Source organism: Psychromonas arctica (genome assembly GCF_038155225.1).
GTDB lineage: Bacteria > Pseudomonadota > Gammaproteobacteria > Enterobacterales > Psychromonadaceae > Psychromonas > Psychromonas arctica_B.
In genome coordinates, this window is record NZ_JBAKBA010000010.1 from 94,071 (window position 1) to 107,550 (window position 13,480).

12 protein-coding genes are annotated in these 13,480 nt (G+C 35.3%); 10 read left to right on the forward strand and 2 right to left on the reverse strand.

Annotated elements, in window-relative coordinates:
• Positions 1–24 precede the first annotated feature (24 nt).
• Together V6255_RS06245 and V6255_RS06250 are read left to right on the forward strand one after the other, a co-directional pair.
• Positions 25–768 (forward strand): TRAP transporter small permease, encoded by a 744-nt coding sequence (locus V6255_RS06245; RefSeq protein WP_341627379.1) that lies wholly within the window; start codon positions 25–27, stop codon positions 766–768.
• Positions 768–2,141 carry a TRAP transporter large permease gene (locus V6255_RS06250; RefSeq protein WP_341627380.1) on the forward strand — a complete coding sequence of 458 codons (1,374 nt, stop codon included), beginning with the start codon at positions 768–770 and terminating at the stop codon, positions 2,139–2,141. Before V6255_RS06245 ends, V6255_RS06250 begins: the two co-directional genes overlap by 1 nt.
• Before the next feature lie 141 nt (positions 2,142–2,282).
• Here the strand turns inward: V6255_RS06250 and V6255_RS06255 are convergent, their stop codons facing one another.
• Both V6255_RS06255 and V6255_RS06260 read right to left on the reverse strand, forming a co-directional pair.
• On the reverse strand, positions 2,283–3,632 hold the full coding sequence (locus V6255_RS06255; protein ID WP_341627381.1) for a sigma-54 dependent transcriptional regulator: 1,350 nt from the start codon (positions 3,630–3,632) through the stop codon (positions 2,283–2,285).
• A 94-nt stretch (positions 3,633–3,726) separates the two neighbouring features.
• Positions 3,727–5,586, reverse strand: coding sequence for a sensor histidine kinase (locus tag V6255_RS06260; RefSeq protein WP_341627382.1), 1,860 nt, complete (start codon positions 5,584–5,586; stop codon positions 3,727–3,729).
• Between the two features lie 276 nt (positions 5,587–5,862).
• On the opposite strand from V6255_RS06260, the gene V6255_RS06265 reads away from it, so the two are divergent.
• From V6255_RS06265 to V6255_RS06300, 8 genes are all read left to right on the forward strand, one after another.
• The gene (locus tag V6255_RS06265; protein ID WP_341627383.1) at positions 5,863–7,131 is read left to right on the forward strand and encodes a DUF711 family protein; all 1,269 of its coding nucleotides are present in this window, start codon (positions 5,863–5,865) and stop codon (positions 7,129–7,131) included.
• A 14-nt stretch (positions 7,132–7,145) separates the two neighbouring features.
• Positions 7,146–7,742: a glutathione S-transferase family protein gene (locus V6255_RS06270; protein ID WP_341627393.1), complete on the forward strand. Its 597-nt coding sequence runs from the start codon at positions 7,146–7,148 to the stop codon at positions 7,740–7,742.
• Between the two features lie 477 nt (positions 7,743–8,219).
• Positions 8,220–8,978: an amino acid ABC transporter substrate-binding protein gene (locus V6255_RS06275; protein WP_341627384.1), complete on the forward strand. Its 759-nt coding sequence runs from the start codon at positions 8,220–8,222 to the stop codon at positions 8,976–8,978.
• Positions 8,979–9,003: 25 nt separating this feature from the next.
• Positions 9,004–9,675 (forward strand): amino acid ABC transporter permease, encoded by a 672-nt coding sequence (locus V6255_RS06280; protein WP_341627385.1) that lies wholly within the window; start codon positions 9,004–9,006, stop codon positions 9,673–9,675.
• A gap of 2 nt (positions 9,676–9,677) precedes the next feature.
• Positions 9,678–10,418: an amino acid ABC transporter ATP-binding protein gene (locus V6255_RS06285; protein WP_341627386.1), complete on the forward strand. Its 741-nt coding sequence runs from the start codon at positions 9,678–9,680 to the stop codon at positions 10,416–10,418.
• Between the two features lie 174 nt (positions 10,419–10,592).
• Complete coding sequence (locus tag V6255_RS06290) at positions 10,593–11,204, forward strand: hypothetical protein (RefSeq protein WP_341627387.1); 612 nt, start codon at positions 10,593–10,595, stop codon at positions 11,202–11,204.
• A gap of 230 nt (positions 11,205–11,434) precedes the next feature.
• Positions 11,435–11,995 carry a heme-binding beta-barrel domain-containing protein gene (locus tag V6255_RS06295; protein ID WP_341627388.1) on the forward strand — a complete coding sequence of 187 codons (561 nt, stop codon included), beginning with the start codon at positions 11,435–11,437 and terminating at the stop codon, positions 11,993–11,995.
• Positions 11,996–12,247: 252 nt separating this feature from the next.
• Positions 12,248–13,225: a collagen-binding domain-containing protein gene (locus V6255_RS06300; RefSeq protein WP_341627389.1), complete on the forward strand. Its 978-nt coding sequence runs from the start codon at positions 12,248–12,250 to the stop codon at positions 13,223–13,225.
• Positions 13,226–13,480: the final 255 nt, after the last annotated feature.

The following is a 13,480-nucleotide window of genomic DNA, read 5'->3' on the forward strand; positions in this document are numbered from 1 at the left end:
AGAGAATAAGAAAGGGATAAACAAATGGAAAGCGGATTTTTTACCCGAATAGGGAAAATCACTGACTATGCAGAAGAAACATTAATTGCGGCATTCTTAGGGTTAATGACGTTATTAACCTTTGCCAATGTAGTGGTGCGTTATGTTTTTAATGACAATATTTTATGGGCATTAGAACTTACCGTATTTATGTTTGCGTGGATGGTACTGGTAGGCGCTTCTTATGGCGTTAAAAAACATTTTCACATTGGTGTGGATGTTGTTATTAATATTGCACCCAAAGGGCTGAGAAAGACTTTTGCGTTGGTCGCAGTGTTCTTTTGTTTATTCTTTTCTGTTTCATTATTAATAGGTTCTTGGAATTATTGGGTGCCTTTTATTACTGACCGAGCTTGGTATGAAACCGAAGATATTCCAATGCCTGATATTTTACAGTTTCTTTCAAGTTGGTTTAATGAGGGCGAACGATACGAAAGACTACCTCGCTTTATTCCTTACTTTGCACTGCCATTAGGGATGGCATTGATGACGTTTCGATTCTTACAAATAGCTTGGTTAATCATGACCAATAAATTAGATCGTATGATTGCTAGTCATGAAGCAGAAGAGCAGCTTGAAGAGTTTCATCAAGAGCAGGGTAATAACGAACTAAAAGAGATTAAACAAAGCTTTGCAAACAAAAGCTATGATCATAAAAACGATGGGCAAAGTGATAGTGAGCAAAAAAATAAAGCTGAACAAGCTAATGTTAAAAAGGAGGATAACTAATGGCTATGTTAATGCTTTTTATTATGGTGATCGCTTTGATGATCATCGGTGTGCCTATTGCTATTTCTCTAGGGGCTTCAAGTATTGTCTTTTTGATGGTGCATTCTGATGCGTCGTTAGCATCTATTGCACAAACGCTACTTAATGCATTTACTGGTCATTATACTTTATTGGCGATTCCCTTTTTTATTCTTGCTTCTAGCTTTATGGCTACGGGTGGTGTGGCAAAACGTATTATTCGATTTGCGATTGCATTGGTTGGGTCATTGCGTGGTGGTTTAGCGATGGCATCCGTAGTGGCTTGTATGATGTTTGCTGCTTTATCAGGTTCTTCACCTGCAACGGTTGTTGCGATTGGCGGTATTGTTATTGCAGGTATGGTTAAAAATGGTTACACAAAAGAATTTGCTGCTGGTGTTATTTGTAATGCGGGTACATTAGGTATTTTGATCCCTCCTTCAATTGTCATGGTTGTTTATGCTGCGGCAACAGATGTATCAGTAGGGCGAATGTTTTTAGGGGGCGTTATTCCTGGTCTGTTAGCCGGAGTGATGTTGATGATCGCCATCTACATTTATGCGCGTTATAAAAACATTCCTGCACAACCTTTCGTTGGTTGGAGCGAAGTGTTCCGCTCTGCAAGAGATGCTGGTTGGGGATTATTACTGATTGTTATTATCCTTGGTGGTATTTATGGTGGTGTCTTTACGCCGACTGAAGCTGCTGCTGTTGCCGCTGTGTATGCCTTTATTATTTCAAACTTTGTTTATAAAGATATGGGGCCATTATCAGATAAGGAACCTGCAGAGAAAAAGGGCAAAGCTTATTGGTTTAAAGCGATGCATGTGTTCTGCCATGAAGATACGCGTAAGACATTATATGATGCGGGTAAGTTAACGATCATGTTGATGTTCATTGTTGCTAATGCGTTAATCCTTAAGCATGTATTAACTGAAGAACGAATTCCACAAATGATAACAGAGTCAATGTTGTCAGCTGGCTTAGGTCCAATAGAGTTTTTAATTGTTGTTAATCTCTTGTTATTGATTGGTGGACAATTTATGGAACCGTCTGGTTTACTGATTATTGTGGCACCTTTGGTATTTCCAATTGCGATTGCTTTAGGTATTGATCCTATTCACTTGGGTATTATGATGGTGGTGAATATGGAGATAGGGATGATCACGCCACCCGTTGGTTTAAATCTCTTTGTCACCGCTGGGGTCGCCAAACTTTCGATGATGAAAGTGGTCAAAGCATCATTACCGTTAGTCGGGGTGATGTTCTTGTTCTTGATGATTGTGACTTATGTACCTGCGGTATCTACGTGGTTACCTAATATGATGATGGGACCTGAGGTGATTACTAAGTAGTTAATCTTCATATTATGAACTTATTGCTGGTGGACTAACCCGCCAGCAATTATTCATTCATTTAATTTCTTTTTCCTTTTTCCTTAATTCTTTAATTCTTTAATTCAACTATTCTTCTCTTTCTATATATTCCTTTCTCACTTATTCCATTATCTCATTATGTTCTGCTTTAAAACTTTGTTTTTCGATACCGTGCTTTTGCATTTTATCGTATAAGGTTTTGCGTGGGAGGTTAAGCGCTTGCATCGCATTTTTGATACTGCCATTAGTTAAGCTTAAGGCTTGTTCTATTAAGGTTTTTTCAAAAGCATCAACCTGTTCAGATAAACTTAAACCTGCATTAACATCGTTCTCTGCATCGTTTAAATCAGAGAGTGAACCTAATAAAATAAAGCGTTCTGCGGCATTCCTTAATTCTCTTACATTACCTGGCCAATCATGGCTCAATAGTGCCTGTAATGAATGAGCGGGTAATGCCGGTGCGGCTTTTCCATATCGAGCGGCGGCAACTAATAAAAAATGATGGAATAGCTTAGGGATATCTTCTTTGCGGTGACGTAAAGGCGGTAAATCTAGCGTGACCATATTTAACCTGTAATACAGGTCTTGTCTAAAATCCGGTGCTTCTTTTAAATCGACTTTAGTGGCTGCAATGATTCTGATATCTAGGTCAATGGCTTTGTTAGAACCAACTCGCTCTAAACTTCTTTCTTGTAATACTCTTAATAAACGTACCTGAGCTTGCATTGGCATTGATTCTATTTCATCAAGGAATAGGGTGCCTCCTTGGGCATATTCAAATTTCCCGATACGTTGCGAGTCAGCGCCTGTAAACGCGCCTTTCTCATGCCCATATAATTCACTTTCAATGAGATTTTCTGGTACAGCCCCACAGTTAACAGCGACAAAGTTGTTAGAGCTTCGCTGGCTTTGTTCGTGTAATGAGCGGGCAACCAGTTCTTTACCTGTACCTGTTTCTCCATACAGCAGTATGTCTGCATGGCTATCTGCAACACGATATATCATTTGTTTTAATGAAATAATGCTGGGTGTGTTGCCAATAATCCTTGGACCCAATGTTTCTTTACTCTGTAACGCTTTCTTTAATTCTCTGTTTTCAAGCGTAAGTTTTCTTTTTTCAATGGCTTTACGCGTCACTTCTATTAATCTATCTGATGAAAAGGGTTTTTCAATAAAATCGTAAGCGCCATTTCTAATTGCTTCAACTGCCATTGATATATCACCATGCCCGGTGATCAAAATAATCGGTAAATCAATATCTTGTTGCTGTAAAGTATTTAACAACTGTTGACCTGTGATACCCGGTAGTCTGATATCAGAGATCACCACTAATGGTAATGATTGTTTAGCTGCTATGAGTGCCGACTCCGCGTCTTCAAAGAATGCCGCATCAATACCAGCTAATGCAAAGGTTTGTTCGTTTGATAAACGCATGTCGTATTCATCATCAATAAAAAATACCAAACTCATTATTACTCCCTGATCTTATTTCGATTCAAATTATTTTATTCATTGTCAAACATGTTTCTAACAAAAGCCATGCTTAACGTGATGACTCATCTTCTCAACTGTTGCTATCTTTAATCGTGTTTAATTCACTGAATACGCCGTTAATGACTAATGGTAAGGTAATCGTAAATTCGGCGCCTGCTATTGGCCTATTTTGCGCTGATAAAGATCCTTGCATATTACTGATAATTTGTTGTGAAATGGATAAACCTAAGCCCAGTCCGGTTTCTTTAGTGGTAAAGAAGGGTTCAAACAAATGCGGTAGATGCTTTTTATCGATACCTGTTCCTTTATCCAGTACTTTGATGATAGCCAGTGATTCTTTGCTATTCTGCTTATCTTCTAGTTGAACGGCTAGTTTAATAATGATTTGTTTATCGTCACTGTGTTGCATTGATTGCAAAGCGTTAGATAGCAGGTTAACAATAATTTGTTCTAGCTGGATAGGCTCAGCTTTTACGTTAACAGGTGTGTCAGGTAATGCTATTGTTAAGTTAGCTTTGTTGGCTTTTAGTTGTGGTTTTAATAATTCATGCGCAGCGAAGATAACGGGTTGTAACGCGATGACTTGTAATTCTCCATTAGGCTTGCGTGCAAATGATTTTAGTTGTGAACTTATTTTTGCCATGCGTTCAGTTAATAAATCAATGCGAGTTAAATTATTACTCACATGATCTAATTGATTTCTCTCTAGAAATAACACCGCATTTTCTGCGTAAGTGCGTATAGCCGACAAAGGATTATTGAGTTCGTGGCTGATGCTCGCTGATAATTGGCCTAATACAGCTAATTTAGCGGATTGAATTAATTCTTTTTGTGTTGAACGAAGGGCTGATTCGGCTTTATGTCTTTCTTCTACTTCAGCTTGTAAGGCTGATGTTCTTTGCATTACCGTATACTCAAGTTCTCGCTTAGATTTTATCGCCAACATAGCTTGTTCTTGAAGTCTGTTTCTTTTTTGTTTAATCAGAATATAAGTCAAATAAAGAAGTAAGAAGAGCAGGGAAATAAAAGTAACTAATATTAAAATATCTATGATGATTGGAGCTATAGGTGCAAACACTCTAATACTCCAATCTTTGCTTTGTGAAACACTTAATAGGGATAAATAATAATTCGAAAAAGGTTTTTTATTTGGCATGCTTAAGACGCTAGCGTTTTGTTGTAAATCACCATTGATAGAAACTGACTCAATGGGTTGTTCTAAGTATCGGCGACTCTTTAATATTGTTTGTTTTTGGTTATCAGATAAGGGAGATAAACTCTTAAAAAGCCATTTTTCTTCAGAGGATATAAAAACAATATTATTCATATCAGAGACTAAAAAGTGTTGCTCTTTGCCTATCCAGTCTTTCTCGATTAATGAAAGATCCATTTTAACTACGACAACACCAATCACTTCAGCTGCATACATTACGGGATAAGAAAAATAATAACCTCTTCTACCCGATGTTGAGCCTAATGCAAAGTATTGTCCTTGCTCACCGCGCATTGCATCTTGATAGTAAGGGCGGAATGCATAATTATCACCTACAAAAGAGGCTTCTTTTAACCAGTTACTCGCTGCGATGGTATTCGCTTTTGCATCTAATAAATAGGTATCAGATGCGCCGACTATATTATTGATTGATCTTAAATGGCGATTGGTTAAATCAAGTTGCGCGGTATTATGGGGAGACATTAACGCGTCGATTATTATACCTTGTCGAGACAGCAGCTGTGGAATGAACGCAAAGTGTCCTAATTGGCTCTCTAGATGGCGACTAAAACGATCAAGTTGTTGTTGATTACTGGTTTGTAATTGTTGAAAACTGTGTTGCCATAAAAGGTTAATACTTACAATCAGGGTTAAGCAATATATGAAGAGATAAACGGCTGTTATGTGTTTACTCAGTTTCGCCATGATTAACTGCATTGTGACTGTTCCTTATCCATTTTCTTATTCACTTCCTTATTTATTTTCTTATTCATTTAAGGTACAGCGAACTCTGTTTATTGAAACATGCCTATTATACTGAACCAATTTACCTTAACTTGAGTATTTAAGTTGTATGATTGCTCATGGTTCTCTATTTAATACCTTCAGAATGAGCATTATACATTAAAGAAGTGACTGATAATAAAGCTGAAAATGACTAATGGTTACGATATATGCTATGTTATTAACACATTTTATTTTATGACATGACTTATGAAGCTACCTGAACTGATATTAGATAAAGCACTTTGCAAAGTCCGAACCATTACGACCTTTATTCATTTAGATTTTGATCAAAGCCAATGGCCTTCATTAATTAAAAATGCGAATGATTTTTGTCAATCGTTAGCAGATGATTTCAAAGAAAAGGGCTATACCGTGCAATCTATTCGGATTGTGACTAATGCTTTTGCTGAATATATCGACACAACTAACTTACAAACAGCTCAACAAGATTTACGAACGTTAAATACATTACTCAGCAATAGCCAACAATCAGGTTTAAGACTTCGATTTGCTATTGGAGAAGCGACTACTGCGCATCAACTCAGTCTCATTCCTGAATTAATCCAAGAATTCGGTGATTTATGTAATGTGTGTGTGAATATTCCAATAGATGAACACTTTCTATTGGATAATCAGTTAATTGAAAGTGCAACGAAAGCGGTTAATCGAATTAGTCAAATTACTCCACGTGGGGAAGGTAACTTTAATTTTACCGTTAACTTTAACTGTAAACCGTTAATTCCTTATTTTCCTGCGAGCTATTCTGACAAATCAACCAATAATAGTTTTGTCATCGGTTTAGAAACACCAGATTTATTAGTCGCCACATTAAAAGCATTTAATGCTCAAAATTCAATCTTAGATCATCAGCAAGCTTTTGATGGTTATTACCAATCTTTAACTCAACAAATACAACATCACGTTGATCAGTTAAAAACAATCATTGAAGATCGCCGTCTTAACCAACACGTTAATACAGGGTTTAAAAAAGATTTTAAGTTTGCAGGTATCGATAGCTCTGCGGCTCCCTCAAAAAATTGTGCGAGTATGACAGAAGTCTATGAATTAATGGGTGTTGAGTACTTTGGTGCATCTGGAACCGTTGAAGTTTCCTCATTATTAACGCGGGTATTCAAATCAATAAAAAATATGCCGCTGGTGGGCTTTTCAGGGCTAATGTTAGCATTAACTGAAGACAGAGGGCTTGCAGCTGGTAGCCAACAAGCACATTTCGATATTCGTGCTTTATTAACCTATAGCTCAGTATGTGGAATCGGTTTAGATACGGTGCCTATTCCCGGTGATACACCGATTGATAAAATTTCAGCCTTAATGCGTGATACAGGTACGATGGCATTTAGATTAAACAAACCATTAACGGTACGCGTATTTCCAATACCTGGCTTAAAAGCAGGTGATTCAACGTCATTTGAAAGTGACGATTTATGTAACTGTACTGTATTAGCAGTACCTTAAGGAAAAATATGTCGATAATAATTTATGGCGATAGTTTGTCAGGAAACTGTTATAAAATTAAATTGTTATGTTCATTATTACAAATTGAACATCAATGGATTGAAGTGAACATTTTAGAAGGAGAAACGCGCACTAGTGCGTTTTTAGCAATGAACCCTAATGCTAAAATCCCATTGTTAGTAACAGAAGATAAACAGTTTATTGCCGAATCTAATGCTATTTTGTATTACCTCTCTCAGCAAACCTCGTTTTTCCCCACTAATGTTTTACAGCAATCGATTTGTTTACAATGGATGTTCTTTGAGCAATATAGTCACGAGCCTTATATTGCTGTCGCTCGTTTCATCAATAAATACCTTGGTAGCCCTGCAGATAGATTAGAAGAATTAGAAAGCAAACAAGAAGGCGGCTTAAAAGCATTAGCGGTAATGGAAATTCAATTACAAAAAACGGCTTATTTATTAGGCGATACGATCAGTATTACTGACCTTTGTTTATTTGCTTACACCCATGTTGCTTACGAAGGTGGTTTTGATTTAAATAATTTCCCAGCTATTTTGACATGGATTTCACGTGTTGAACAACAACCAAACTTTATTCATATTGGATAGATATTAAGCAAATTAATTAAAAATCAATCAGAATATGAAAGTTTGTTTGTTATGGCACTAATATATAACGTTATGTTATAAATTCGTTGAGGACAGGCGCGCAGCTTAATGTTCTAATGCGCCTTATATAGGGAGCTGAATCATTTAGCATAACGACAATAAAATCAGTGATTTTAGATTATTTAATCATTTATTTTCATGTAGAATTCAGCTGTTCTCCTGATAGAAAACAATTTAATTAAATATTAGTGTTGTTGTGTTTATTACGATGTTGAATGTGAAGCTTAATTAGCTATCTTTTTAATAGCTAAAACCCTCATTTTAATGTTCATCAAACCAATTTATTGCACTAACGTTAAATAATTTAGACATTATTTGAACATAACAAACTCATCATCAGGTATTTATAAGTTTATATATTTATACAGGCTTTGATGACAATTTAATTACACGTTAAACAATTTATATAGGAATAATATGAAAATTCTTTTTAAAAAAGCATTAATTGCATTAGTTGCAGTGAGTAGTTTATTAACTGTACCTGCATTTGCTCAGCAAACCGTTAAAGTAGGTATGTCTGGTCGTTATTTTCCATTCACATTTTCTAAAAGAGATGTGTTACAAGGTTTTGAAGTCGATGTTTGGAATGAAATCGCTAAGCGTTCTGATTACAAAGTAGAATATGTAACAGCAAGCTTCTCAGGTTTATTTGGCATGTTAGAAGCGGGACACATTGATACGATTGCTAACCAAATAACAATCACTGAAGCACGTACTGCAAAATACGCATTCTCAGTACCGTATGTTATTGATGGTGTTCAAATAACTGTTCGTAAAGGGCGTGATGATATTCAAGGTCTTGAAGATCTAAAAGGTAAAAAAGTCGCTGTAAACTTAGGTAGTAATTTTGAACAAGTGTTAAGAAAGCATGATGTGAATAATGAAATTAACATTGTTACTTATGATACAGGTATTGAACAAGATGTTGCTTTAGGACGTGCAGATGCATTTATCATGGATCGCGTTTCATCTGTGCAACTAATTAAAGAAGCGGGTTTACCGTTACAACTTGCTGGCCACCCATTTGAAGAAATTCAAAATGCGATGCCATTCTTAAACAAACCATCTCAATTGGTTATTCGTGATCAAGTTAATACCGCATTAGCAGCAATGCGTGCCGATGGTAAATTAGCTGAAATTTCTAACAAGTGGTTTGATACAGACATCACTCAGTAATATTAACCCTTAAAGAGTCATTTTTATGCAAAGTTCTTTTGATCTTCAATACATTATTGAATTAATGCCCATTTTATTTAAATATCTTGGGGTGACAATGGAAATGGCACTTTGGGGGTTCTTATTTGCATTAATACTCGCGCTTGGTTTAGCGTTAGTGCGAGTATTTAAAATTGCTTTTATACAACACCTTGCGTCGCTCTATATTTCATTTTTTCGTGGCACGCCGCTATTGGTACAATTGTTCTTATTGTATTACGGTTTTCCACAATTTATGACTATTTTTGTTGGTATGGATGCATTTACCGCTGCTATTATTGGACTCTCATTACATTTTTCTGCTTATATGGCGGAAAGTATTCGAGCGGCGATTCTAGGAATAGATAAGTCTCAAATGGAAGCATGTTTAAGCTTAGGTATGACGCGTTTACAAGCAATGAAGCGTGTTATTTTACCGCAAGCATCTCGTGTGGCAACACCATCATTGATGAATTATTTTATCGATATGATTAAAAGTACTTCATTAGCCTTTACGCTTGGTGTTTCTGAGATCATGGCAAAAGCGCAAATGGAAGCCGCTTCAAGCTTTAAATTTTTTGAAAGTTTCTTGGCTGTTGCTGTGATTTATTGGGGGGTAGTTATCTTCTTTACTCAAGTCCAACACCTGCTAGAAAAAAGATTGAATAAGGCATATTAATCATGATCAAAGTATCCAATTTAAGTAAAAAATTTGGTGATTTAGCTGTACTGAAAGATATTAGTTTTGAAGTCGCTAAAGGTGAAATCGTTGTGATTATTGGTCCATCTGGCACAGGTAAATCAACATTATTGCGTTGTTTAAATTATCTTGAAACCCCTACAACGGGTCAAATTCATATTGGTAATGCAACTATCGATGCTATTTCTCATAAACCAAAAGAAGTAACGACATTACGTCAGCAAAGTAGTTTTGTTTTTCAGAATTACTCTTTATTTGCTAATAAAACTGCATTACAAAATGTAGCAGAAAGTCTCATTACTGTATGGAAAATACCAGCACAAGAAGCGTTAGCAACAGCAAAAGCTATTTTAGTCAAAGTGGGCCTAGAAGATAAACTTGATGTTTACCCTTCACAACTTTCTGGTGGTCAACAACAACGCGTTGGTATTGCTAGAGCAATGGCTGCTAAAGGCGAGGTGATTTTATTTGATGAGCCCACTTCCGCATTAGATCCTGAATGGGTTGATGAAGTGTTGGCGGTAATGAAACAGCTTGCTTTTGAAAAGCAGACGATGATTGTTGTTACTCATGAAATGCAATTTGCTAAAGAAGTCGCTGACCGAGTGATATTCATGGAAGATGGTTTTATCGTTGAACAAGGTTCTCCAAAAGAAGTTTTTGATAACCCTAAACACGAGCGAACTAAAGCGTTTGTAAAAAGGGCGCTTAAGCAGCATTAATATGAACATCACTCATTAATCTATAAAGCTATCTTATTCTGAGATAGCTTATTTAATCTATTTACATTCTATTTTTTATTACTTTAATTATATTACTTTAATTATATTACTTTAATTATATTACTTTAATTATTATTCTATTTATTAATTTACTCACCATATAAAGGTTTTCTTATGTTCATTTTTCGTGCATTCATTTATTTAATTGCTCTGGCTGGCGTTGCTTACTTAATCGGTTTAGAAGGATATGATTTAAAAACACTTGCCCGGTACAACGAAAATACCTTAACCGAACACATGCAAGATATTTTAACACTTTCGAGTAGTCTGCTATTTTTATATGCAGCTCGTCTTGACGATAAATTAAAAGTAGCGAGTACTTTACTTGCTGCTTTATTAGCCATGATGTTTGTTAGGGAGTCTGATTCTCTATTAGACCAAAACGTATATGATGGAGCCTGGGAAACATTGGTTCTCTGTATCGGTATTGTCTTAGCTTTTTTCTTACGAGGTAAATTTTCAACGATTTATTCCTCTTTGAAAGCTTATTCTGAAACAGCTTGCTATGGTACTTTTTTAGCCGGTTTAGTGGTATTACTGGCTTTTTCAAGAGTGATGGGTAGAGGATCTTTTTGGACATCTGTCATGGGTGAAAATTATATGCGCATTGTGAAAAATATAGTGGAAGAGGGGACAGAAACGTTAGGCTACACTTTAATTTTTATCTCCGCTATTGAGTTAGTCTTAATTTGTCGAAAGCGTCGACATACGTTAACTAACGTTTAATGAACTTGTTTTTTATACTGAAGTTATTGTAAATAAACACACGATAAAGATTAAGCTTTGTTAACACTTAGCTTAATTTTTTATTATCTAATAAATTACTTTATAAAAATCCCCCAAAAACACTTTTTATATTAATTGAACGCTCTAAAAACTACTATAATCTGTCTGATTTTTATATAATAAGCCCCGTTATAAATTGACAAAATCCCCCCAAATTTAAAGGAACTAAAATGCAAGAGTTAAACTCATTTGATTATGGCCCATTAGCTGGCCTAATAGGAATTTGGTCGGGAAATAAAGGAAAAGATCTTTCTCCTGAAGCAGATGGAAGCACTGAACATAATGAATATTATGAAACGATCGTATTTACCGCTGCTGGTGAAACATCTAATGCTGAAGAAGAAGTCTTGAGTGCGGTTCATTACACACAAAAAGTACAAAGAATAAGTAATGACAAAGTTATTCATCAACAAACGGGATATTGGCTTTGGGAGCAAGGCACAGATAATGTGATACATTCACTAACTATTCCTCGAGGACTTTGTGTACTTGCTGGAGGTAAAGTAATCACTAAAAATTCTACTGTATTTAATGTAGATGCTAGTTTTGATAATGAGAATTGGCCAATAACTCAATCTGCTTTTTTAAAGCACAAAGCAATGACAAAAACCTTTAATCAAAAAATGACCTTATCTGGAGATAAACTACAATACTCTCAACATATGATGCTTGAGATCTATGGAAACAGTTTTGACCACAATGATCACAGTAGTTTACGACGTCAGCCATAGAGTTATTATTTTAAATCCTTTTAATTGAATAATTTTACCCTCTCATTTACCGTCTCTTATTATGAGAAGTGTAAAGATTTTCTATCCTTTTATGAGTATTCAATAAAATATAGTCGAAATCTTTTACGATAATTAAATTACCTCTAATTGATTATATTTAAATTCATTTAATTACAATGGGTTATAAAACTGGAATAGTAATTGCTTATCCCTGTTAGATAAAAAATAAATTTTAATTAAAGGTATATATATATGAAAAAAACACATGTAATAGCTGCATTACTAGTGGGGCTTTATTCTCAATACAGTTTAGCAGGGCCAATTGAAACGTTAAGTGAATACAACCTTATCGTTTTAAATGATCTTGCATCAACAAGTGAAGTTGAAGGTAAGACGTTGATAGGTGGTGATTTATCAGGGACTTCAAATTATGGTATTCGTTTACAACAAAATGATCCAACAAATGGTGATGCGTTAGTCATTGCTGGGGACTTAGTCTCAGGTTCTACCGTTAACGCTAACGGGCAAAGTGTTGTTATTGCAGGCAATAATAATGGACAAGTTAATGCTCGCTCAGTTACAACTGATGCATCTGAGTACGATTTTGATTTAATAAAATCAGAATTTGTTAACTTTTCAGGTTATTTATCTGAATTAGCAGTTAACTCTATTTTAACAACGTCTACAAATGGACAGCCTGGTCCTGCTTCATTTGAAGTTGGTTCTGATATTGATACAGATGTTGCTGTCTTTAATATTACGGCTGAAGATTTCTTCAGTAATAATTCAATTCAACAATATGATGTCGACTTGAATGGTCAATCGCCATCAGCAATTGTTATTAACGTATCTGGTGAAGTGATTAATGATGCTAATTTCAATGGTAATGGTGTTGGTAATATTGTTACAGATGCTTTTCGTGAAAATATTATTTGGAACTTTTTCGAAGCAACAGATATCGATCTTATTAAACAATTAAATGGTAGTTTATTAGCACCTTTTGCTGATTTAAGTAATGCAACGCCAATTGAAGGTTCTGTTGTCGTTAATAATTTTGATCAAGGTGGTGAAGTTCATGATGCACTTTTTGCCGGTACTATAGATTATGACGCATCAATCGGTTCTGAAGAACCAGCAGTCGATGTACCAGCTCCTTCATCAATGATTATTTTTGCTTCTGCTTTATTAGGTTTAGGACTATGGCGTCGTAAGACTGTTGCAGCAAAATAAATTTACATCATTTTAAATGTGTAAACATTAGTGTTTAAAAATAAAAGGTTACCAATTGGTAACCTTTTTTATATCTGCTTTTATGTATCTTTATCTACTTATCTACTTATTTTCATCTATTTAGTTTACATAATCTCAATTCTGGTTAATGGAAGTGAAACTATATTTAAATCATAAAGTACTATTTTTTTACTAGGGTGTGTTGATCTTTCAAGAGTAATTTTTGAACAGCATGGTGGAAATGTATAATGGTTT